Genomic DNA, 22,276 nt, shown 5'->3' on the forward strand with positions numbered 1-22,276 from the left:
GGTTCCGGGGAGCGGAGGGGCCCCTTCGTCGTTCGGGTCGTTCGGGTCGATCGGGTCGATCGGGTCGATCGGGTCGGTCGGCTCGATCGGGTCGTCCGGCGGTGGTCCGGGGAACCCGACCTCCCGTCAGGAGGTCTCGCGGGGGACGAGGACCGCTTCGACGGGCGGCAGCTCCCGCGCCGTACCGGCGGAGATGAGCTCGTGCAGGGAGTCCGCGATCAGCGCGGGTGACGGCAGTTCCAGGCGGACCGAGGTGAGCGCGGGCTGCTGGAACGCGGAGAGCACCAGGTCGTCGGAGCCGACGACCGCGACCTCGTCCGGTACGACGATGCCCTCGGCGCGGAAGGCGTGCAGCAACAGGGTGGCGTACTCGTCGTTGTAGGCGAACACGGCGTCGAGCCCGAGGTCCCGCCACCGCCGGGCCAGGGCGGTCGCGGATTCACGGGTGTAGGCCAGCTCCAGGGGGGTGACGGTGGCCATGTGCCGGGCCGCGACGGATTCCGCGCCCGCCAGCCGCGGCAGGGCGAGCGTGCCGAGCCCGCGCTCCTGCGGTACGACCACGCCGATCCGGGCACGGCCGCGGGCGATGAGGTGCTCGGCGGCGGTGGCGCCGATGTCGGCGTGGTCGAAGCCGACGGTGTGCACGCCCTCGACGGGACGCGCGGCGAAGGCCAGCAACCCGCGCACGCCCGCCCGGCGCAGCAGCTCGGCGGCCTGGGGCGGGAACCGGTCGCCGTCCAGGGCGACGACACCGGCCGGGCGCAGCTCCGCCCAGGCCCGGGCCGCGTCGACGGGGTCGGCGAAGCGTCCCGCGTGGAGGACGGCCGTGTAACCGTGCCGGTCGAGCTCGCCGTGCAGGTCGTCGACCCAGTCGCTGACGAGGCGGCCTATCGCGGAGACCGACGAGGGCATGAGCACGAGGTTGCTGCGGCCGGCCCGCAGGGACCGGGCAGCGGCGTGCGGTACGTATCCGAGTCGACGGGCCGCGTCGAGCACGCGGGCCCTGGTGGCATCGCTGACGCGGTGGCCCTGGGTGTCGTTGAGGACGAAGGAGACCGTGGCGCGCGAGACCCCGGCCAAGCGGGCCACGTCCGCGCTCGTGGTCGTGGGGGGCGGGGTGGTCGGGGGGACCCGGATTTCGTCGGCCATGGTGTCCCTTGACGTTCCTCTGCTCGGTGCGCGATTCCTCCATCCGAGGTTACACGAGTCAGATCATGACCTCGGAGGGTTCGCCGATCGCTCGGGAGGGATCGTCCGTGCGTCGTTTGCGAGCTAGGCGAGGTCGGCGAAGGCCGTCACGATCGAGTCGAAGCGCATCGTGACGAGTCAAGGCGGTCCAGGCCCGGCGCATGCTGTCCGCGAGTCCGTCGCGGACGGCGGGAACCTGCCCGCCCACGAAGGGAGCGTGCGCCCACTGGTCGAAGTCGTCCAACACGAAGGGGAGTTCCAGGCAGCGACTCCAGCCCGGGGTGTGGGACATCAGCCGGTCCTCCCTGCCCGGCGCGCCCGATGCAGCTTGGAATCGTCCCGTCATAGCCAGAGGCTGTCCGACGCCATGCGCTCCGCCTCCGTCTCCAGCATCGGCGCGAAGAGGCGCCACAGCACCAGACACGTACCGGCGCCGAGGAGCGCGCCCGCGATCGTGTCGCTGAGCCACTGCGCGTGGAGCCAGGTGCGGCTGCCCATCATGGAGAGCACGTAGGCCCCGGCGACCGGCCACCACCACCGTCTCGCACGGTCGGGAAACGCGACCACGGCGAGGACGAACACCAAGGTCACGGCCGTGAACACCTGGCCGGAGGGGTACGAGCCGTCGTTGACCAGGACCCACGGGTGCGCCGGGCGCGGCCGGTCTGCCAGCTGCTTGAGGGGCAGCACGACGAGCACGTTGGAGACGACGCAAACGCTCCCGACGAACAGACCCGACCGCCAGCGCCCGTACACGCAGAGGCAGCCGGCAAGGGCCAGCGGCAGGACCAACCCGAGGGGCCCGCCGAGCCGATCGAGGAGCAGGACGAACCCGCCGGCGGATCCTCCGCCCGCCCCTCCCCCGGCCGGGACGTTGAAGGAGCCCTCCCAGCGGTCGTCGATCCCCTGGAAGAAGGGTCGGGCGTCGACGCGCAGCCACAGGGCGGTCGCCAGGGAAACGAGCAGGAGGGACACACCCCAGGCGAGTGCACCGCGAGGAGGGGGTGCGGGCAATTGGTGCCGGGGTGGCCGCACGGGACCGGGCGGGGGCACGGCGGAGTACTGGTGCTGCACAGCGGGCCTTTCACGTCTACTGCCGGCACGACGGGGCGCGGGCAATCGGGGAGCGGTGAGGCGGGGCACGGTCGGGTGGGGAGCGGTTGGGTGCGGAGCGGTTGGGTGCGGAGCGGTTGGGTGCGGAGCGGTCGGGTGCGGAGCGCGGCTGGGTGCGGAGGTCGGGTACGGAGCGGCTGGTCGGGGGCAGCAGGGCGCGGCCGGTCGGGGCGCCCGGGCGGGATGAAGCGGGCACGGGAGGCCGGCGGAGCGGTCGACCCGGGAACCGTTGGTCGGGCCGGTTGGTCCGGGAGCAGTTGGTCAGGGCCGGTGGATCCGGGTGCAGTTGGTCAGGGCCGGTTGGTCGGGGAGCAGTTGGTCGGGGCTGGTTGGTCCGCGAGCAGGCCGTAGATGTTGGTCGGGGCTGGTTGGGCGTTCGGGCCGACGTCGACTGCTTGGCAAGCCGTCGGACGGATCCCAACGATGCGGAGTTGTCGATGCGGTTGTTGTCGAAGCGGCGAGTCGCCGATCGGCGGGTTGTCGTGCGGCGGACGACCGAAGCAGCGGGTCGTCGATGCGGTGGTTGTCGAAGCGGCGGGTCGTCGTCGCGGCGGGCAATCGAAGCAGCGGATCATCGTCGCGGCGGGTTGTCGACAGGGCGGTTGGAGGTGACGTAAGGGCGATGGGAAGCGGCGACAGGGCCGGCAGCCCACCGCCAACGGGAGGCGGACGCACGGCCCCGACGCGGCACAAGCGCGCGAAGGGTGGAGGTCGACGGGACACGGCATGCCAACGCGTGCCCGGCGCGAGTTCACGCGCCGGTAAGGGCGAGCGTCTCCCCGGGCCCGCGCCCGGGCCCGAAGGCAGGCCCCGACTCGGGCACGAGCCGGCCCGGGGACGGGCACAAGCTCCGACCCCGGACACCAGCACAGGCTCGCACTGGCTCGGACACAAACCCCGACCCGGGCACGCGCACAGGCCCCGCCCCGACCCAGGCTCGGGCCCGGGTACAGGCACGGGCACGGGCCGGCTCGGGCCGGCTCGGGCCCAGGCTCGGGCCCGAGTACAGGCTCGGGCTCGAACACGGACACGGGCACGGGCTCGGACACGGGCACGGGCCCCGACCCGGACAAGGGCGCAGCCACCGCCCCGACCCAGGCACGGGGATAGGCCGGGCATAGACACAGGCCCCGCCCCGACCCAGGCCCATGCCCATGCCCGCGCTCGGCCACGGACACAGGCCCCAACTCGGGGACGGGCACAGGCAAAGGAACGGGCACAGGCCCGGACCCAAAGCCCGGCCCCTGCCCAGAGCCCGGCCCGGGCCCGGAACAGGCCCGGACCCAAAGCCCGGAACAGGCCCGGACCTCGGCTCGAGCCCGGATCGGCACCGCCTGCCGCCGGCGGTTCGTCGCGTTGCGGCACGGAGTATGGCCGATGCGTGAGCGTCGCCACAAGGGCAAGGGGATTTTCGGCCCGATCGGGCACCGGGGCGGCCCGGTTCCGATGGTTACACGTCATGGCACGCCCAAGCACCCCCGAGGCGAACGGGACCGCACGACACGACCTCCGCCCGGTCACGATCTGCACAACGTCCGACCGCAGGGCCTGGCGGAGCCTCCGAATGGGTGCTACACAGTCTCCAGCGCCGTTGGTGACACGTGTAACAACATCACGTTAACGGGCTCGTCGGCCCGTGGCTCCGGCAACACCCCTGCCCCGCCGCCCGCCGCACCGATACCCGTTGCCCCTGCCGCCCGCGCGGCGCCCCTCCCCCACGCTCGACCGCTGCTCGCCACCTCCCCGCACCGTCCCCCGAGGAGTCGTCATGGCCACGAACGAAGTCGCCGGCCCGCCCACCCCCGCAGTCGCCGAACCACCCCGCCAACGTGGGCTGCTGCCACTTCTGTTGGTCGCCAACTCCGCGATGATGGCGGTCTACATGGGAGTCGGTTCCGTACTCCTGCCGACCCAGATCGCGGCGATCGCCCCCGACGACAAGGTCGCCGTCCTGGGCCTGATCGGCGGAGTCAGCGCCATCTTCGCGACCGCCTTCAATCCGATCGCCGGAGCGCTCTCCGATCGCAGCGGCCGGCGCGGGCCGTGGGTCCTGGGCGGCGCGCTCGCCTCGCTCGCGGGGCTCGCCTTCCTCGGGAGCGTGAGCACCGCCCTGCTCGTGGGCATCGGTTGGTGCCTGGTGCAGGCGACCATGAACGTCTACCAGGCCGCCGTCACCGCCATCGTGCCCGACCGGGTTCCCGCGGTCCGCCGCGGTACCGCGTCCGCGCTGGTGGGTCTGGGGCTGCCGATCGGCGGCACCGTCGGGGTCCTCGTGGCCTCCCGGACCGCCGACCACCTGCGCGTGGGGTACCTCGTCTTCGGTGCGATCGTCGCCGTGGCCGCCCTGCTGCTCACCACGTTCTGCCGGGACCTCCCCCGCACCGGGGCGGCGGACGGCACCGGCGCGCAGGATCCGGCTCCCGCACCGAAGGGGGCGCAGTGGGCCGCCTTCCTCTCCGCGCTGGCCAACCACGACTTCCGGTGGGCCTTCATCGGCCGGGCCCTGATGGTCCTCGGGTACTTCTCCGTGGTCGGATACCAGCTCTACATCCTCGGCGACCACATCGCGCTGCCCGCCGGGCTGACCCCGCCGGCGGCCATGGCCGTCCTGACCCCGGTGTCGATGGTCGCGATGGCCGTCTCCACGGTGGTCGGCGGGCTGCTGTCCGACCGGTGGAACCGCCGCAAGGTGTTCGTCGGGGTGTCCGCGGCGCTGGCCGGCCTCGTCATGGTGGTCCCGGTCATCAGCCCGACCTGGACGGGCATGCTCGTCTTCAGCGCGCTCAACGGGCTCGCGTTCGGCTGCTTCATGGCCGTCGACACCGCCCTCGTCACCCTGGTCCTGCCGCGCGCCGAGGACGCCGCCCGCGACATGGGCGTCCTCAACGTCGCGAACGCGGGGCCGCAGATCATCGCCCCCTTCGTCGCCTCCGCCGTGGTGACCGGCCTGGGCGGGTACACCCCGCTGTTCCTCGTCGGCGGGGCCCTCTCACTGGTGGGCGCCCTCGCGATCCTCCCGATCCGCAGCGTGCGCTGACCGCCCCGGGCCCGTCCGCGCGACCGGCCCGGCCCGCACTCCGGCGGGCGGGTGCCGAGGGTCACCCGCCCGCCGGTCACCACCCGTCAGACCCGCCCTCGGAGTTCCCGCACCTTGCACCTCCTCCCCGCACCTCCCTCCCCGAAGGAGCACTCCGTGAGACGCAAGCGAGTTCTGCCCCTGGCCGCCCTGGTGCTGTGCGCGCCCGCGCTGGCCGGTACGGCGCCCGCCACCGCTTCGCCGCAGGGCCCGCCCCCGCGCCCGCTGCGGATCCTGCTCACGAACGACGACGGCTACAGCGCGCCGGGCATCCGCAAGGCGTACGAGCGACTGACCGCGGCCGGGCACGACGTCACCATCGTCGCCCCGCTCACGAACCAGAGCGGCACCGGCACGAAGATGATGAACGCCCCGTCCGTCACCGTGAAGCACCCCGAGCCGAAGGTGTGGGCCGTGGACGGCACGCCCGGCGACTCGGTCGCCTTCGGCCTGGCGGAGGTCTTCGCGGGCCGTGCTCCGGACCTGGTCGTCTCCGGTACGAACTTCGGCCCGAACGTGGCCGGGCTCGCCACCCACTCCGGCACCGTCGGCGGCGCCGTGACCGCCCTGGAGTCGGGAGTCCCCGCCATCGCGCTGAGCACCGGCGGCCTGACCGTGCCCGACCCCGTGACGACCGTCAACGCGATGGTTCCCACGATGGACTTCGCCGTGAAGCTGATCGACCGGCTGCGCGCCCGCGCGCGGTCCGGCCCGCTGCTGCCCGAGGGAGTGGGCCTGAACGTCAACCACCCCGTCGTCGGTGCGGACGGCAAGGGCACCTCAGCCGGGGTCGCCACCACCTTCCAGGATCCGCAGACCGTTCTGGAACCCGACTTCACCGACGCCGGCGACGGCACCTGGAAGGTGACGGTCAAGGTGGCCCTGCGGCCCGCCGCCAAGGGCGGTGACCTGGAGGCCCTGGCCGCCGGCCGGATCGCCGTCAGCCCCATGAACGCCGACTGGAACACCGGCCCGGCCGACCGGGCGGTGGCCTCCGTCCTGCTCGCCGGGCTCCGCCCCTAGGGGGTGTTCCAGAAGTGGCGCCGGGCGCCCGGAGGGCGTGGCCCGCGGCGTCCGGTGCCGTGCCTCGCAAGGCGGAGGGTCGCCCGCGTACTGGACGTACTCGGGCGATCCCGACAACGCTGCGAGGTGCGGTGCCAGACGCCGCGGGCCAGGCGGGACTTCTGAAACACGCCCTGGTCCACCCGTCGGCCGGGGCGGGGCGGGGGCTCCGACCCGGCCGGCCGGCCGCCGGTCTCACGGCTGCGGATGGCCGGTCGGTCGCATTTTTAGGTCGATTGACCTAAAGTGGCATCCATGATCACCGAATCGATCGACGAGCTGCGTCACGACCCGTCCGGCCCCGTGCTCATCACCGGCGGGTACGGCACCGTGGGCGCCGAGATCGCACGCATCCTGGCCCCGGACACCCCGACCCTGCTCACCGGCCGCAGCCCCGCCCGGGGCCGGGCGTTGGCCGCCGAAACCGGGAGCGAGGTGCGCGCCTGGGACCTGGCGGACCCGACTCCGTTCCGGGCGGCCGTCAGGGCCGTCATCAGCTCGGTCAACGACCCCGAGGACCGGGTGCTGCACGCCGCCGTGACCGCGGGCGTCCCCTACGTCGACATCACCCGGTGGACGGGCCGGTTGCAGCGGGCCGTCACCGTGTCCGCGCTGCTCCGGCCGACCGCGCCGGTGCTGCTGTCCTCCGCCTGGATGGGCGGCGTCAGCAGCCTGGTGACGGCCGTCCTGGCCGAGGAACTGGGCGGCGCGGAGCAGGTCGACATCGCCGTCCGCTGGGACATGGCCGACCGGGCGGGCGCGGACTCCGTGGAGTTCATGGACCGGCTGGGCGTGGCGTTCGAGGTGGTCGACGGCGGTCGGCGCCGGCTCGCCTCCCCGATGACGGAGTCCCGTACGGTGCGCATCGGCGACACCCCCGTACGCGTCGCCCGCATCGACACCCCGGAGCAGTTCACCCTGCCCCTGACGCTCGGCACCGCCACCGCGGCGACCCGCATCGGGTTCAGCTCCCCGGCCGCGACCCGGGCGCTCCTCGCGCTGCGGGGCACGGGCTTCTTCCGCTGGGCCTCCGGGGAACGTTGGGCGCCGGCCCGCCGGGCGCTGCTGCACTCGCCGGGCGAGGGCGGCACGGCCCGGCTGCGCATCGACGTCGGCCACAACGGGCGCTCGCGCGGCGCGACCGTCACCGACCCGCGCGGCCAGCACCACCTGACGGCGGTGGGTGCCGTCCTGGGGCTGCGCCGCGTCCTCGGCACGGACGGCTCCCCCGCTCCGCGGGGACTGGTCTTCCCGGAGCAGCATCCGGCTCCGGCCGACTCGCTCGGCCCGCTCGCGGCACACGGCGTCGAGGTCACCGTCGACGGGCACCGCGGCGCGTACGGAAGGGACGAGCCGGACGTGCGCGGCGGGGGCGACGCGCCGGACGACGTACCCGCGGCCGACGCCCGCCGCGTCGGGAACGGCCGGGCCGGAACGCGGGCCGCCGCGTGAGCGCCGCGCCGACGCCCAAGGGGCAGCAGCGCCGCGCGGCCCTGCTCGACGCCGCCGAGCGCGTCCTCACGTCATCCGGCGGTTCCGAACTCACCCTGCGGGCGGTCGCCGAGGAGGCGGGTGTCAGGCTCGGGCACCTCCAGTACTACTTCCCGGCGCGCGCCGCCCTCCTGTCGGCGCTCCTCGACCGGGTCCTCACCGCGTCCTTGGAACGCGTCACCGGCCTCACCGACGCCCTCACGGACGAAGCCGGACTCGATGCCCTCCTCGACGGCGTCCTCTCCGACCACGACGACCCGCGTCTGGTCCGGCTGTTCACCGAGGTCTGGGCGCTGGCCGCGCACGACGAGGAGGCCGCCGCCGCGGTCCGGGCGTTCTACGACGGGTACGTCGCCCACGTGGCCTCGTTCGTCCGCGACCGCACACCCGGGGTGTCGGCGGACGACGCGCGGCACCGGGCCGAGGTCTTCGTCATGCTCATGGAAGGGTCCGCCCTCTTCCGGTCCGGCATCACCGGCCGCCGCAGCCCCGGCACCGACGCCCGCCTGCGCGGGGCCGCACGCGACCTGCTCGCGGGCGGGACCCACGACTGAGCACCACCCCGTTCCCGCCCCGGCTCCCACCCCCGACCACCGCCGACCCACGCGGATGCGCTCCGATCGGGGCGCGGCCTAGGGTGGTGGTAGGGGGGCGAGGGCACCGGCCTCCGGAGGTGTGTGGTGGTGCGCAGCGGTTCCGGGGTCATGGGCGGCGGCTACGGCCGGCATTCGGCGGCGCAGCACGTGGGCATCGGGACGGCGCTGGGCATGCTCGACCGGGCGGTGGCGGCGCTCCCCCTGCCGGAGGGCGGGCGGGCCCTGCGGGTGGCCGACCTCGGGTGCGCGTCGGGGGGCAACGCGTTGGAGCCGATGGCCCGCGTCGTGGCGGCCGCCCGCGACCGTGCGCCGGGAACCGCGGTGGCGGTCACGCACACCGACATCCCGGGGAACGATTTCAACGCGCTCGTGGAGACCCTCTCCTCGCCGGGCGCCTACCCGGCCGGACCCGGCGTGTTCGCGTACGCCGAGGCGCGTTCGTTCTTCTCGCCCCTGTTCCCTCCGGGGGAACTGCACCTGGCGTGGAGTTCGATCGCCGTGCACTGGCTGTCGCGCGTCCCCCTGCCGATCCCGGACCACGTCTACTGTTCCGGGGCGACGGGCTCCGCACGGGAGGCGTTGCGCGAGCGGTCGGCGGCGGACTGGCGGGCGTTCCTGCACCACCGGGCCGTGGAACTCGTCCCGGGCGGACGGCTGGTGGTGGTCGGTGGAGCCGCCACGGACGACGGGGCGAGCGGCGCGGAGGGGCTCTTCGGCATGGTCGTCGAGGAGTTGCGGGCACGGATCGACGACGGGCAGCTGAGCGACGGGCGGTTCGCGGCCATGACGGTGCCGACGTGGAACCGGACTTCCGCCGAGTTCCTGGACCCGCTGCGCCGGGGCCCCGCGAGTGACTGGTTCGACCTGGAGGAGAAGGCCTTCGCCGTGCTGCCGGACCCCGTGCACGACCGGTACGCGCGCGACGGCGACCTCGACGCGTACGCGCGGGAGGTCACGGACTCCTTCCTGGCCGCCTTCGGACCGTCCCTGTTCACCGGACCCGGGGCGGATGGTGGGACGGGCGGCGTGGCGGGCGGCAGGGCGGACGGCGAAGCGGGGCACGGCGCGGGTGGCGGAGCGGGGGACGCAACCGCCGGCCGGGCGCTGGTGCGGAGCTTCCGGTCCGGCCTCGCGGCGCGGATCCGGGCCCGCCCGGAGGACGCCGTCACGAACTGGCGGGTCCAGTTGCTGCGGGCGGCCCGCACGGACGCGCCGGCACCCTCCTAGGGACTGCCGACGATCACGGCCACCACCGTACGATCGTTTTGAGCGAATGGAGCTTTTCGATTGATAGATCTTGACGACGGGTACCCGGCTCCATAGAGTCGGCGCGGCCCCGCCCCGCCGCAAGGAGCACCCAGATGCCCGGTCGCCGTCCGCGGACCCTGCTCGCGATGGATCCCGAACTCCTTCCCCGCCTGCTCGACGAGACCGGCTCCCGGCGGCTGCTCCAGGTCGCCGACTCGGATCTCGACGTCGTCGCCGCCGACTTCACCGGACCCGGGATCGCCGGGGCCCTCGCCGAGGCGGAGGTGCTGCTCACCTTCTGGGGGGCTCCACCGATCGACGCCCGGGCGCTCGCCTCGGCCCCGCGGCTGCGGGCCGTCGTGCACGCGGCGGGATCCGTCAAACACTTCGTCACCGAGGCCTGTTGGGATCGCGGCATCGCCGTCTCCTCCGCCGCCCACGCCAACTCCCTGCCGGTGGCCGAGTACACCGTCGCCATGGTCCTGCTCTCCAACAAACGGGTGTTCCAGCTCCGCGAGGAGTACCGCGGCGCCCGCGGCCGGCAGCACGACTGGCACCAGCGGTACGGGCACGCGGGCAACTACCGCAGGACCGTCGGCATCGTGGGGGCCTCGCGGATCGGCCGCCGCGTGATCGAGCTGCTGCGCCCGTACGACCTCGAACTCGTGCTGTACGACCCGTACGTGGGCGAGCGCGCGGCCGGGCTCCTCGGGGCACGCCGGGTGACGCTGGAGGAACTCTGCCGCGTCTCCGACGTCGTCAGCCTGCACGCGCCGGCGCTGCCCGAGACACGTTCGATGATCGACCGCGGGCGACTGGCGCTGATGCGCGACGGCGCCACCCTGATCAACACGGCGCGCGGCTCGCTGGTCGACGGCCCGGCGCTCACCGACGAGTTGATCCGCGGGCGACTCCACGCGGTCATCGACGTCACCGAGCCCGAGGTCCTGCCGGCCGGTTCCCCGTTGTACGACCTGCCCAACGTCGTGCTCACGCCGCACGTCGCGGGATCGATGGGCAACGAGCTGCACCGGATGGCGGATTCCGCGATCGGGGAGATCGCCCGCTACGCCGAGGGCCTGCCCTTCGCGCACCCGGTGCGCCGTGAGGACCTGACCCGTACCGCCTGATCGACGCCCATCCGCACACCCGAGGGCTCTTCCACGCACCCTGAACTGATCGTATTGATCAGTTGGTCATATGCTCTTGATGTTTATCATGCGGGGGTCCTCCGGCGAGCTGGTGCGCGAGAGCTTCCCCGCGGGCGTGCAGAACCTGGTGACCCTCGGCGGCAGGACCTGGTCGGTCCCCTTCGACGCCACCCCGCAGATGTACTTCCACCGCAAGGACCTCTTCGAGAAGTACGGCGTGACGTGCCGACGACGTGGGACGAGTACCGGGTGGCCGCCGAGCGGATCAAGGCCGCCGACCCCGCCGCGCGCATCGGGTCCTTCCCGACCGACGCCCCGCTCAAGGCGACCCTCTCCTGGCAGGCCGGCGCCAAGTGGTTCCGGGTCGAGGGCGACGCCTGGAAGCCGCGCATCGACGACGCCCCCTCGCAGAAGGTCGCCGCGTTCTGGCAGGGGATGCTCGACGACGACCTCGTGTTCCGCCACGGCGCCGGCACGCCGGAGGAGAGCAAGTCCAGGGCCGACGGAACGAGCGTCGGCGTCATCGGCGCCTCCTGGAGCGCCGGCGGGATGATCGCGGCCATGCCCGACCTCAAGGGCAAGTGGGGCGTCGCCCCGATCCCCCACTGGGGCACCCCGGCCAGCGGCATGTACGGCGGCACCAGCTTCGCGGTGACGAAGGGCAGCGAACACACCACCGCCGCGGCCGAGTTCGTCAAGTGGATGACCACCGATCCGGCTTCGATGCGGGCCCGCGTCGGCGCGCTGAAGAGCCCGAGCAGCGCCCTGCCCGCGAACCCCGCGATGGCCGTGGTGGCGGCGCGGGCCTTCGACACCTCCTACTTCGCCGGCCAGGACCTGTACGCGCTGACCGGGGCACAGGTCGCCACGATCGTCCCCGGCTGGACCTGGGGCCCCGTCTGGGGGAAGGTCGGCGCCGACTTCAAGGACGAGGCCGCGCGCAGCGGTCTGCCCGGCGGTCTGGTGAAGGCGCAGGAATCGGCGGCGGCGGCGATCAGGAGCCGCGGTCTCAAGCTCGCCGGGTGACCTCCCGGGGGCGGCGTCACCGGCACGACCCGGTGCCCCGCTGACGCCGCCCCCGGGACCACTCCCCGCCCGATCCCGACGCACGGCCAAGGAGCGTTCCCGTGGCACCCACCTCCCCCGGCCCGGCCCCGGCCGGGAATCCGCTGCGCCGCCGACAACACGGCGCCGCGGTCCTGTTCCTCGCCCCGTTCTTCGTCCTGTTCGGCGTCGTCACGATCGCACCGGTGGCGTACGCGGGCTGGACGAGCCTGTTCAGGGAGCGGTCCTCGGGACTCGGGCTCGGCGGCGTCGAGCGATCACCGGGTCGCTCGTCGCGGTGGTACCGCTGGTCGCCGCGTTCCTCCTGCTCCAACGCTTCTGGCGCTCGGGCCTCACCGCGGGTGCGGTCAAGTAGCGGCCCTCCCGGCCGTGACCGCGCGGGAGCCCGGAGGGGCACGGCGCCGGCCGGCCACCGGGGGCGCCGGCGGCCGGCCGGTTCGGTCAGCCGCGCGGGCGGCGGCGGAGCTCCGGTCCGGAGAGCGACGGAGGGACGTAGCCGGAGTCCCGGGCGGACAGGTTGGTGCCCGGGGGCACGATCTTGTCGATGCGGTCGAGGACGTCCGTGCTCAGTCTCACCCGGTCGGCGCCCAGCTGGCTCTCCAGTTGCTCGAAGGTGCGCGGGCCGATGATGGCGGAGGTGACGGCGGGGTGCTCCAGCACGAAGGCCAGGGCCAGCTGCACCAGTGTCAGTCCCGCCTCCTCGGCGAGCTGGGCCAGTGCCTCGGCGGCGTCCAGCTTGGCCGCGTTCTCGGGATCCGCGATGTCGAAGCGGGCCGCCTGCCGGTCGATCCGGCTGGACGTGGGCTGCTCTGCGCCCTTGCGGTAGCGGCCGGAGAGCCAGCCCCCGGCGAGGGGGCTCCAGCTGAGGACGCCCAGCCCGTACCGCTGGGCGACGGGCAGGACCTCGCGTTCGATGCCGCGTGCGAGCAACGAGTACGGGGGCTGTTCGGTCACCACGCGTTCGCGGCCGCGGCGTTCGGCGATCCACTGGCCCTCGACGATCGCGGACGCCTCGAAGGTGGAGGTGCCGATGTAGCGGATCTTGCCCTGGTGGACGAGGTCGCTGAGGGCGCCCAGCGTCTCGTCGAAGTCGGTCTCCGGCTCGGGGCGGTGCACCTGGTAGAGGTCGATCCAGTCCGTGCCAAGCCGGCGCAGGCTGTTCTCCACCTCGCGGATGATCCAGCGTCGGCTGTTGCCCTGTTCGTTGGGGTCGGCGCCGAGGCTGCCGTGGAACTTGGTGGCCAACACCACCCGGTCCCGGCGGCCGCCGGCGAGGGCCTTGCCGACGATGGTCTCGGACTCCCCCGCCGAGTACACGTCGGCCGTGTCGACGAAGTTGATGCCGGAATCCAGGGCCCGGTGGATGATGCGGACGCTGTCGGCGTGGTCGGTGTTGCCGCGGCTCCCGAACATCATGGTGCCCAGGCAGAGCGGGCTCACCTTGACGCCGGTGCGTCCGAGCAGGCGGTGGTCGGTCATCGTGCGCTCCCGTTGACGAGTTGATCGGTGAGGGTGTCGGCCGTGGTCGGTGGGGTGGCGGCGCCGCCCGACCGGTAGGCGTCCCACAGGCGCCGGTACGGCCCCTGTGCTGCGAGCAGTTGGTGGTGGGTGCCCACCTCGACGACGGTGCCCGCGTCGAGGACCACCACCCGGTCGGCGCGGGCGGCGGTGGTGAGGCGGTGGGCGACGACGATGGTGGTGCGCCGCCGGGTCAGGGCCTCCACGGCGGCGGTGACCCGCCGTTCGGTGGCGAGGTCGAGCGAGGCGGTCGCCTCGTCGAGCAGCAGGACGTCGGGGTCGACCAGCTCGGCCCTGGCCAGGGCCAACAGCTGGCGCTGACCCGCGGAGAGTCCCCGGCCGCGTTCCCCGATCCGGGTGAGGTAGCCGTGGGCGAGCGTCGCCACCATCTCGTGGGCGCCGACGGCCCGGGCGGCGGCCTCGACCTGGGCGTCGGTGGCGTCCGGCCGGCCGTAGGCGATGGCGTCACGGACGCTCCCGCCGAACAGGTGCGGCTCCTGGGGGACGATGCCCAGGCGGCGCCGGTAGCCGGTCAGGTCGAGGTCGCGCAGGTCGTGGCCGTCGACCCGGACGGTCCCGGAGGTCGGGTCGTAGAACCGGGCGAGGAGTTTGACGACGGTGGACTTGCCCGCGCCGGTGGTACCGACGAGGGCGACGGTCTCGCCGGGGGCGACGTGCAGCCGGATGCCGCGCAGCACCTCCCGGCCGGGGCCGTCCCCGTAGCGGAACGACACGTCGTCGAACTCGATCTGCCCGCGCAGGGCCCCCACGGGCCGCGGCTCGGGAGCCGCCGGGGTGCCGGTTGGGGTGCGCATCAGGGTGCGCAGGCGGTCCATGCCGACGACCGCCTGCTGGTACCCGTCGAAGACCGGTGACAGCTGCTGGATCGGCGCGAAGAACAGCTCGACGCAGATCAGGAAGGCGATCAGGGTGCCCGCCGTCAGTCCTCCGGAGGCCACCCGGCCCGCTCCGACGGCGAGGACGGCGGCGGTGGACAGGGTGCCGAGGAACTCGACGAACGGGAAGAAGGTGCCCATGTACCGCTGGGCCCGCAGGCGGGACGCGGCGAAGGCGCGGGCGAGGGCGGCGAAGTCCTCGGCGTTGCGCTCCTCGCGGCGGAACGCCTGGGTGACCCGCAGGGCTCCGACGTTCTCCTGGAGGCAGGCGTTGACCGCGCTGATCAGCTCGCGGGCCTCCAGGTAGGCGGGCACCGAGCAGTGCCGGAACACGGCGGTCGCCACGATCAGCGGCGGCAGCGCGGCCAGCAGGACGAGCGCGAGCTGAGCGTCGATGAACAGCAGGGACACCAGGACGCCGAGGACCGTGAGCAGGCTGACGACGGCGGTGATGAGGCCGGTCTGGAGGAAGTTCGACACGGCGTCGACGTCGGTGGTCATCCGCGTCATGATCCGGCCGGCGAGTTCCCGTTCGTAGTAGTCGAGGCCGAGTCGTTGCAGCTGGGCGTACGTCTTGACCCGCAGGGTGTACAGGAGGCGTTCGCCGGTGCGGCCGGTGGTGCGGACCTGCGCGACCCCGAGGAGCCAGTTCAGGGCGACGACCGCCGCCGCCGCGGCGGCGGCGCCGAGCAGGACGCCCTTCGCCTGGCCCGTGACCCCGCTGTCGACGCCGTGCCGGACGAGCACGGGTACGGCGATCTGCGCGAGCGCGTCGGCGGCCACCAGCAGCAGTCCGCCGAGCAGCGGGATCCGGAAGGGTCGCAGCAGGGAGCCGAGGCGGAAGGCGGGGTCGCCCTCCACGGCTCGGGCGAGCGGCACGTCGGGGTCGGCGGCGGGCAGCGGGATGCGGGCGAGGGCCGCCAGCAGCTCGGGGGCGGGCGGGGCGGAGCCGAGGACGCCGCTGCCGGGCCCGCCCCGGCCGGGGCCGGACGCTGCGGCCGCGGCGAGGGCGTTCGCGGCGCGGACCGCGGTGCCTTCGTGGTGTGCGGGGCACGCGCCGTAGGGGCGTCGCCACAGCTCCTCGGTGACCGCGCCGGACGGGGCGGCCCGAGGGGGCTTCGGTTCGGTGGTGGTGTCCCGGGCGCCGTCGGGGTCGCCGGGGGCGGCCAGTAGCGACCGGAAGAGGGCGGAGCGGGCGCGCAGTTCGTCGGGGGTGCCGATGTCGACGATCCGGCCGGCGTCCATCAGTGCGACGCGGTCCGCGAGTTCCAGGGTCGAGCCGCGGTGGGCGACGACGAGCGTGGTGCGACGGTGCGCGGACTCCCCCAGTGCGGCGTGGATCTCCGCCTCGACACGGGCGTCGAGGGCGGAGGTGGCGTCGTCCAGGACGAGCACGGTGGGATCGATCAGGAGGGCGCGGGCGAGCGCCACCCGTTGGCGCTGGCCGCCGGAGAGGGTCAGGCCCTGTTCGCCGACGACCGTGTCGTAGCCGTCGGGGAGCCTGTCGATGAACTCGTCGGCCCGGGCGAGCCGGGCCGCCTCGCGGACCCGGGTGTCGGTCGCGTCGGGGATCCCGTAGGCGATGTTGGCGCGGATGGTGTCCGCCAGGAGGAGGCTCTCCTCGAAGACGAAACCGATCCGGGACCGCAAGGAGTCCAGGGCGAGGCCGCGGACGTCGTGGCCGTCGACGGTCACCGTGCCGGACCCGGGGTCGTAGAACCGAGGCAGGAGTGCGGCGACGGTCGACTTGCCGCAGCCGGCGGGGCCGACGAGGGCGAGCGTCTCGCCCGCGCGGACGTCCAGGGTGAAGCCCGCGAGGAGCGGGGCGGACCCGTCGTGGCCGAAGGTGACGTCCTGCCAGGCCAGGGCGGGGGCGGCGGTGCCGAGGCGGTGCGCCCCGGGCACGTCGGTGATCAGGGGTGCCTCGTCGATGACCTCCAGGACGCGTTCGGCACCCGCCCGGGCCTGCTGCCAGACGGTGAGGAGGGTGGCGACCTGGCGTACCGGGGTGACGAGGGCGCCGAGGTAGGCGGTGAAGGCGAGGAACGTGCCCAGTGAGAGCCTGCCGTCCATCGCGAGCCAACCGCCGAAGGCCAGTACGGCCACCTGCCCGAGCGCGGGGACGGCTTGCAGCGCGGGGTTGTAGCGGCTGGTGAAGGCGACGACGCGCAGCCGGGAGGCGAACAGCGCCCGGACGCGTTCGTCGAGGCCGCGCAGTTCGCGGCGTTCCTGGCCGAAGCCCTTCACCACGCGGACCCCGGTGACGGTCGCCTCGACGGCGGACGCCACTTCGGCCGCCTCCTGCTGGGCGTGCCAGTTCGCGGGGAACAGGGTGCGGCGGCTGTGCAGGGCGATCATCCACAGGGCGGGCCCGACGATCAGGGCGATGACCGTGAGGAGCGGGGAGAGCCAGGCCATGAGGACCAGGGACACGCAGAACATCAGCGCGTTGCCGGTCAGGTTGGGAAGGAACTGGAGCAGGGTCTGGATGAGGGTGATGTCGGATATGGAACGGCTCACGACCTCGCCCGTGCGCAGGCTGTCCTGCTGTGGTCCGCCGAACCGCAGGAGCGAGGCGAAGGCGTCGTTGCGCAGGTCGTACTGGACGCCGAGGGAGAGCCGCCCCGAGCGGTGGCGGCGGACGAAGGACGCCCCGAAGCGGATCGCCCCGACGCAGGCCAGGAGCCCGATCCACGGTCCGAGGACCGTGCCGTCCGCGCCCGCCGCGCCGTCCGCGAAGCTCACGTCGTCGACGACGTGACGCAGTACGAGGGGCAGTACCGCGGTGGCGACGGCCGCCACCGCGGCGGCCCCGAAGGCCAGTACCAGGTCGGTGCGGTGGCGCAGGGCGTAGCCGACGAGCCGCCGCGCCCAGCCCGCGGTGGGTGGGCGGGCGGCGGGGCCGGCCGCCGCGTCGTGCGCCGCGGCCGGCCCCGTCGTGGTGGGGGGACAGCCCGTCACCGGGCCTCCACCAGGCCGGTGCCGGGGTGGGCGGCGTGCGGGGCGGGACCGTCGAAGAGACGGTTGGCGGGGCGCGGGAGGCCGTAGTGCTCCCGGAGGGTCGTGCCGGTGTACTCGGTGCGGAACAGGCCGCGTTCCTGGAGGATCGGGACGACGCGGTCCACGAAGCGCTCCAGCCCCGACGGGAGGACGGCGGGCATGATGTTGAAGCCGTCGGCGGCTCCGCTGTCGTACCAGTGCTCGATGGTGTCGGCGACCTGCTCGGCGGTGCCCGCGAAGGTGCGGTGCCCGCGGCCTCCGCCGAGGCGGCCGATGAGCTGCCGTACGGTGAGCCGCTCGCGGCGGGCCAGCTCGACCACCAGGGTGTAGCGGCTCTTCGCGCCTTCGATCTCGTCCTCGGTGGGGATGTCGTCGGGGAGTTCGGAGTCGAGGTCGAGGGCGTCCGGGGCGATCCCGAGGCGCAGGGCGAGCTGTCGCTTGGCGTACTCGGGGACGATCAGCCGGTCCAGTTCGGCGTCGAGTTCGCGGGCCTCGGCCTCCGTGTCGCCGATGACGGGGACGATGCCGGGGAGGATCTTGATGCCGTCGGGGTCGCGGCCGAGGGCGAGGGCCCGGCGCTTGACGTCCTTGTAGAAGGCGATGCCGTCGTCGAGGGTCTGCTGCGCGGTGAACACGGCCTCCGCGTGGCGGGCGGCGAACTCCTTGCCGTCCTCGCTGGAGCCCGCCTGCACGAGCAGCGGGTGGCCCTGGGGAGAGCGTTCCACGTTGAGCGGGCCGTCGACGCGGAAGAACTCGCCGTGGTGGTCCACCGGGCGGACCCGGTCGGCCCGGGTGTGGACGCCCGTCTCCTTGTCTCCGAGGACGGCGTCGTCGGCCCAGCTGTCCCAGAGTTTCGTCGCGACCTCGACGAATTCGGCGGCGCGCCGGTAGCGGTCGCGGTGCAGCGGGGTGTCGTCGAGGCCGAAGTTGCGGGCGGCCTCGGCGCCGGCCGTGGTGACGATGTTCCATCCGGCGCGGCCGTTGGAGACGTGGTCGAGGGACGCGAACCGGCGGGCCAGGTTGAAGGGCTCGTTGTAACTCGTGGAGGCGGTGGCGATGAGTCCGATCCGGGTCGTGACCGCGGCCAGGGCGGTCAGCAGGACGGTCGGCTCCAGTTTGCTGGAGGGGCGCCGCCCGGGGTCGCCCTGGAGGACGGGGCTGTCGGCGAGGAACACCGAGTCGAACCGGCCGCGTTCGGCGATCCGGGCGAGGTTCTGGTAGTGCGCGATACCGGTGCCGCCGTCGGCGGGGCTCTCGGGGAGCCGCCAGGACGCCTCGTGGTGGCCGACCGACATCAGGAAGGCGTTGAGGTGGAGGGGCTTGCGCTCAGGCGTGTCCGGCATCGGGGGCGTCCTTCTGGTGGTGGTCGACGGGGGCGGGCGGGGCCGTGCGTCCGGTCGGGGCGGTCGGATCGGGTTGGTCGGGTCGTTCGGATCGTTCGGGTTGCTCGGACACGCCGAGCGCGGCGAGCAGGGTGTCGCGGTACTCCTGGAAGCGGGGGTGGCGCCGGCTCCTCGGGGTGGGCAGCTCGACGGCGAGGTCGACCGAGATGCGGCCGTGGTCGAGGACGAGCACGCGGTCGGCCAGCTCGACCGCCTCGTCGACGTCGTGGGTGACGAGGAGGACCGCCGGGCGGTGGCGTTCGTAGAGTTCGCGCAGCAGTCCGTGCATCCGGATGCGGGTCAGGGCGTCCAGGGCGCCGAACGGCTCGTCCGCCAGCAACAGTTCGGGGTCGCTCACCAGCGCGCGGGCCAGGGCGGCCCGCTGTTGCTCGCCGCCGGACAGCTCGTGGGACCAGGCGCGTTCGCGGCCTTCGAGGCCGACCTCGGCGAGGGCGCGGACACCGCGTTCGCGGACGTCGGGTCCGCGCAGTCCGAGGGTGACGTTGTCGAGGACCCGCAGCCAGGGCAGCAACCTGGAGTCCTGGAAGGAGAGGGACACCCGCTCGGGAACGGTGAGCTCGCCGGATCCGGCGACGTCGTGGTCGAGGCCGGCGACGGCCCTCAGGAGGGTCGACTTGCCGGAGCCGCTGCGGCCCAGGAGTGCGGTGAACTCGCCCGCGCCGAGGGTGAGGTCGAGTTCCTGGAGGATGGTCCGCTCGCCGAAGCGGCGCACGAGCCGGCTGGTGCGCACCGCGGCCGGGGCGAGGGCCCGTGCGGCCGGTCCTTCGTTCAGCCGGCCAGCGTGCGTCGCCATGACAGGGCCCTCCGTTCGATCGCGCGGACCAGTGCGTCGGAGGAGAAGCCGAAGATTCCGTAGGCCACCAGGCCGACGATGATCACGTCGGACTGGGCGTACTGCTGGGCCTGGAACATCATGTAGCCGATGCCGCTGGTGGCGTTGATCTGTTCGACGACGATCAGGCCCAGCCAGGCCGAGGTCACGCCGAGCCGCAGCCCGACGAAGAAGCCGGGCAGCGAGCCGGGCAGGACGACCTTGCGCAGGAACCGCCGGCGGCTCAGCCCGAGCACCTCGGCGAGTTCGACGTGGCGGTTGTCGATGCTGGTGAGCGAGGCGTACGTGTTGATGTACATGTTCACCGCGACGCCGAGGGCGATGACGGTGACCTTCATCTGTTCGCCGATGCCCAGCCAGAGGATGAGCAGGGGCAGCATGGCAAGCGACGGGATCGCCCGCTTGATCTGGAACGGTCCGTCGACGAGGTACTCACCGGTGCGGCTCAGCCCGGCGAGGACGGCGGCCGCCACGCCCACGATGACTCCGAACAGCAGCCCGAGGCCCGCCCGTTGGAGGGAGACGAGGACGTTGCCCTGGAGCCGGCCGTCCTCCACCAGTTCGGCGGCGGTCGCGATCACGGCGTCGGGGCCGGAGAGGATGCGCGGGTCGAGGAATCCCCCGGCGGACGCCGCCCACCAGACGGCGATGAGCAGCGCGGGTCCCAGGAGGCGGCCGAACGGGACCCCGCGGCCGGGTCCCAACCTCCGGGTCCGACGGTTCACCGGGCGTCGTCCGGGGGGTGGGGGGCCGGGTGGCTCCGCGGGAGCGCCGGGCGGCGCTACGGGCGTGCCGGTGGGTTGCTCGGCGGCTTCGGTTTCCGGTGCCCGCACGCGCGGGCCCGTCAGGGCCCCGCTCATGCCCCTCCCTCCCGGTATCCGGCGGGTACGGCGGCGGCCGCGAGGCCTTCGAAGCGCCGGTCGAACAGCGTCTTGACGTCGATCTTCGGTACGAAGCCGCCCTCGGCCATCAGGTCCGCCGTCTCCTGCTCCCACGCGATGGCCTTGTCCCAGCTCGTCGGGAAGACGGGCTTGGCGAGGGAGTCGACGATGCGTCGGCCGTCGACCGCGCTGACGCCCTGGTCCTTGACGTAGTAGGCGTCGATCCACTGGTCGGCGTGCTCCGCCGCCCACACGACGCCGCGCGCCCAGAGGCCCACGTAGCCGCGCACGGCAGCCGCCTTGGCCGGATCGTTCAGGACCTCCAGGGGCGCCCACAGGACGGTGAGGAGGTCCACGACGTCCGTCCGTACGCCGCGGGCGCCGTCCTTGCCGTACTGGGTCAGGTACTTGGTGAGGGTGGGCTCGCCGAGGGGTGCGACGTCGACCTGCTTCGACTGGAGCGCGGTGAGGAACTGCGTGCTGGGCAGCGCGACGAGTTGCACGTCGGAGTTGGTGAGTCCGGCCTTCTTCAGGGCCCGTAGGACGACCACGCCCTGGGCCTGGCCCTGGGAGAAGGCGATCCGCTTGCCCTTGAAGTCGGCGGCGCTCCCGATGTCGGATCCGGGCGCCGTGGCGAACACGTAGGTGGGGTTGGGTCGTTCCTGCACCGCGACGATCCGGGCCTTCACCCCGATGGCTTCGGCCTGGATCGGCGGAATTCCCGCATTGCTCGCGATGTCGATGGAACGGGCCCGGAAACCCTGGATGATGTCGGGGCCCGCGTTGAGATTGATCCAGGAGGAGACCTCGAAGGCGAGTTCCTTGTCGAGCCCGGAGGTGGCCAGTTGGATCTGCGAGGTCCGCACGGCCACGGCGAGTTTCGTTCCGGCGGGCGGCGGTCCGGTGGGGAGTTCACCCACGGGGCCGGAATGGGCGGCGTTGGTGGTCCCGGGGGCGCATCCGGCGGCGGCCAGGAAGGCACCGCCGGCGAGGGTGAGGAATCCCCTGCGGCCCAATCGGGGAGGGGTGGGGCGGGAGGTCATCGACTTTCCTGTTCTCATGACGGGGATCCACCGGTCGCCGCGGTGCCCAGGGTGGCGTAGGCGCCGTCGTGGAAGAGCAGGGGGCGGCCGTCCTCCCGCTGCCAGGCTTCGACGGCGCGGCCCACGACGATGTGCGCGTCACCCGCGGGCACCAACTGCTCGACGGCGAGCCGCAACCATCCGGTGACCCCGTCGAGGACCGGCTCGCCCTGCGGCAGCCGGTGCCAGCGGGTCGGCGCGGCGAACCGGTCGATGCCGCTGGTGGCGAACCGTCCGGCGAGGTCGCTCTGTGCGGAGCCGAGGAAGTTGACGACCACCGTCGCGGAGCGTTCCAGGTGCGGCCACGAGGAGGAGCCCTTGGCGATGCCGAAGGAGACCAGGGGCGGCGTGAGGGAGACCGAGGTCAAAGAGGTGGCGGTGAAGCCGACCGGACCGGCGCCCGAGTCGGCCGTGACGACCACGACGCCGCCCGGGTGGGCGCGGAAGATCCGCTTGAACCGGTCCGGCTCGACCAGGTCCGCCGTCGGATGCGAGGACAAGGAAATGGTCAACGTTCCCCCAGATTCATGGATGCCGTGGGCCGCCGCGACAATGCGCCCACCTGGCCGCGGGCAGCCGAAATCGACGCCGCGGAAAAGGTCGTGCGCAAAGGGGCGGTACGGAAAAGGACGGTGTGGAAAAAGGTGGTACGGAAAGGACGGATCACGCCCCGA

At 73.4% G+C, this 22,276-nt stretch carries 16 protein-coding genes and 1 pseudogene; 8 read left to right on the top strand and 9 right to left on the bottom strand.

Going from position 1 to position 22,276, the window contains the following annotated elements; genetic code table 11:
* Positions 1 to 126: 126 nt before the first annotated feature.
* On the bottom strand, positions 127 to 1,149 hold the full coding sequence (locus tag ACFVS6_RS03665; protein ID WP_389700307.1) for a LacI family DNA-binding transcriptional regulator: 1,023 nt from the start codon (positions 1,147 to 1,149) through the stop codon (positions 127 to 129).
* Between the two features lie 381 nt (positions 1,150 to 1,530).
* Positions 1,531 to 2,163: a phosphatase PAP2 family protein gene (locus ACFVS6_RS03670; protein WP_389700308.1), complete on the bottom strand. Its 633-nt coding sequence runs from the start codon at positions 2,161 to 2,163 to the stop codon at positions 1,531 to 1,533.
* Between the two features lie 1,906 nt (positions 2,164 to 4,069).
* Between ACFVS6_RS03670 and ACFVS6_RS03675 the strand changes: the two genes are divergently transcribed.
* The 8 genes and pseudogenes from ACFVS6_RS03675 to ACFVS6_RS03710 form a co-directional block, all read left to right on the top strand.
* Entirely contained in the window at positions 4,070 to 5,338 is a 1,269-nt protein-coding gene (locus ACFVS6_RS03675; protein ID WP_389700309.1) for an MFS transporter, read from the top strand.
* 156 nt (positions 5,339 to 5,494) lie between these two features.
* Positions 5,495 to 6,400: a 5'/3'-nucleotidase SurE gene (surE, locus tag ACFVS6_RS03680; RefSeq protein ID WP_389700310.1), complete on the top strand. Its 906-nt coding sequence runs from the start codon at positions 5,495 to 5,497 to the stop codon at positions 6,398 to 6,400.
* A gap of 294 nt (positions 6,401 to 6,694) precedes the next feature.
* Positions 6,695 to 7,891: a saccharopine dehydrogenase gene (locus tag ACFVS6_RS03685; RefSeq protein ID WP_389700311.1), complete on the top strand. Its 1,197-nt coding sequence runs from the start codon at positions 6,695 to 6,697 to the stop codon at positions 7,889 to 7,891.
* Positions 7,888 to 8,484, top strand: coding sequence for a TetR/AcrR family transcriptional regulator (locus ACFVS6_RS03690; RefSeq protein WP_389700312.1), 597 nt, complete (start codon positions 7,888 to 7,890; stop codon positions 8,482 to 8,484). The genes ACFVS6_RS03685 and ACFVS6_RS03690 overlap by 4 nt, the downstream gene beginning before the upstream one ends.
* Before the next feature lie 129 nt (positions 8,485 to 8,613).
* Positions 8,614 to 9,753: a hypothetical protein gene (locus tag ACFVS6_RS03695; RefSeq protein ID WP_389700313.1), complete on the top strand. Its 1,140-nt coding sequence runs from the start codon at positions 8,614 to 8,616 to the stop codon at positions 9,751 to 9,753.
* Positions 9,754 to 9,887: 134 nt separating this feature from the next.
* On the top strand, positions 9,888 to 10,904 hold the full coding sequence (locus tag ACFVS6_RS03700; RefSeq protein ID WP_389700314.1) for a hydroxyacid dehydrogenase: 1,017 nt from the start codon (positions 9,888 to 9,890) through the stop codon (positions 10,902 to 10,904).
* 243 nt (positions 10,905 to 11,147) lie between these two features.
* Positions 11,148 to 11,951, top strand: a complete 804-nt coding sequence (locus ACFVS6_RS03705) for an extracellular solute-binding protein (RefSeq protein ID WP_389700315.1) — start codon at positions 11,148 to 11,150, stop codon at positions 11,949 to 11,951.
* Between the two features lie 295 nt (positions 11,952 to 12,246).
* A pseudogene (locus ACFVS6_RS03710) lies at positions 12,247 to 12,345 on the top strand (carbohydrate ABC transporter permease); the annotation flags it as partial.
* An 86-nt stretch (positions 12,346 to 12,431) separates the two neighbouring features.
* On the opposite strand, the gene ACFVS6_RS03715 reads toward ACFVS6_RS03710, so the two are convergent.
* From ACFVS6_RS03715 to ACFVS6_RS03745, 7 genes are read right to left on the bottom strand one after another with little or no spacing between them, the layout of a single operon-like run.
* Positions 12,432 to 13,469, bottom strand: a complete 1,038-nt coding sequence (locus tag ACFVS6_RS03715) for an aldo/keto reductase (RefSeq protein ID WP_389700316.1) — start codon at positions 13,467 to 13,469, stop codon at positions 12,432 to 12,434.
* A complete protein-coding gene (locus ACFVS6_RS03720) occupies positions 13,466 to 17,365 on the bottom strand; it encodes an ABC transporter ATP-binding protein (protein WP_389700317.1) in 3,900 nt (1,299 codons plus the stop codon). The genes ACFVS6_RS03715 and ACFVS6_RS03720 overlap by 4 nt, the downstream gene beginning before the upstream one ends.
* The gene (locus ACFVS6_RS03725; protein WP_389700318.1) at positions 17,362 to 18,747 is read right to left on the bottom strand and encodes an LLM class flavin-dependent oxidoreductase; all 1,386 of its coding nucleotides are present in this window, start codon (positions 18,745 to 18,747) and stop codon (positions 17,362 to 17,364) included. The genes ACFVS6_RS03720 and ACFVS6_RS03725 overlap by 4 nt, the downstream gene beginning before the upstream one ends.
* Entirely contained in the window at positions 18,731 to 19,600 is an 870-nt protein-coding gene (locus ACFVS6_RS03730; RefSeq protein ID WP_389700319.1) for an ABC transporter ATP-binding protein, read from the bottom strand. The genes ACFVS6_RS03725 and ACFVS6_RS03730 overlap by 17 nt, the downstream gene beginning before the upstream one ends.
* Complete coding sequence (locus ACFVS6_RS03735) at positions 19,576 to 20,499, bottom strand: ABC transporter permease (protein ID WP_389700320.1); 924 nt, start codon at positions 20,497 to 20,499, stop codon at positions 19,576 to 19,578. Before ACFVS6_RS03735 ends, ACFVS6_RS03730 begins: the two co-directional genes overlap by 25 nt.
* Positions 20,496 to 21,581, bottom strand: a complete 1,086-nt coding sequence (locus ACFVS6_RS03740; protein ID WP_389700321.1) for an ABC transporter substrate-binding protein — start codon at positions 21,579 to 21,581, stop codon at positions 20,496 to 20,498. Before ACFVS6_RS03740 ends, ACFVS6_RS03735 begins: the two co-directional genes overlap by 4 nt.
* Positions 21,578 to 22,114 (bottom strand): flavin reductase family protein, encoded by a 537-nt coding sequence (locus tag ACFVS6_RS03745; RefSeq protein ID WP_389700322.1) that lies wholly within the window; start codon positions 22,112 to 22,114, stop codon positions 21,578 to 21,580. Before ACFVS6_RS03745 ends, ACFVS6_RS03740 begins: the two co-directional genes overlap by 4 nt.
* Positions 22,115 to 22,276 lie beyond the last annotated feature (162 nt).

It is taken from the genome of Streptomyces sp. NPDC057939, from assembly GCF_042887545.1.
GTDB lineage: Bacteria > Actinomycetota > Actinomycetes > Streptomycetales > Streptomycetaceae > Streptomyces.

What these genes read in the sequence shown, in the direction of transcription:
- ACFVS6_RS03725 (WP_389700318.1), bottom strand. Translation starts at nt 18,747, where the DNA reads ATGCCGGACACGCCTGAGCGCAAGCCCCTCCACCTCAACGCCTTCCTG.
- ACFVS6_RS03730 (WP_389700319.1), bottom strand. Translation starts at nt 19,600, where the DNA reads ATGGCGACGCACGCTGGCCGGCTGAACGAAGGACCGGCCGCACGGGCC.
- ACFVS6_RS03700 (WP_389700314.1), top strand. Translation starts at nt 9,888, where the DNA reads ATGCCCGGTCGCCGTCCGCGGACCCTGCTCGCGATGGATCCCGAACTC.
- ACFVS6_RS03665 (WP_389700307.1), bottom strand. Translation starts at nt 1,149, where the DNA reads ATGGCCGACGAAATCCGGGTCCCCCCGACCACCCCGCCCCCCACGACC.
- ACFVS6_RS03685 (WP_389700311.1), top strand. Translation starts at nt 6,695, where the DNA reads ATGATCACCGAATCGATCGACGAGCTGCGTCACGACCCGTCCGGCCCC.
- ACFVS6_RS03740 (WP_389700321.1), bottom strand. Translation starts at nt 21,581, where the DNA reads ATGAGAACAGGAAAGTCGATGACCTCCCGCCCCACCCCTCCCCGATTG.
- ACFVS6_RS03675 (WP_389700309.1), top strand. Translation starts at nt 4,070, where the DNA reads ATGGCCACGAACGAAGTCGCCGGCCCGCCCACCCCCGCAGTCGCCGAA.
- ACFVS6_RS03715 (WP_389700316.1), bottom strand. Translation starts at nt 13,469, where the DNA reads ATGACCGACCACCGCCTGCTCGGACGCACCGGCGTCAAGGTGAGCCCG.
- ACFVS6_RS03735 (WP_389700320.1), bottom strand. Translation starts at nt 20,499, where the DNA reads ATGAGCGGGGCCCTGACGGGCCCGCGCGTGCGGGCACCGGAAACCGAA.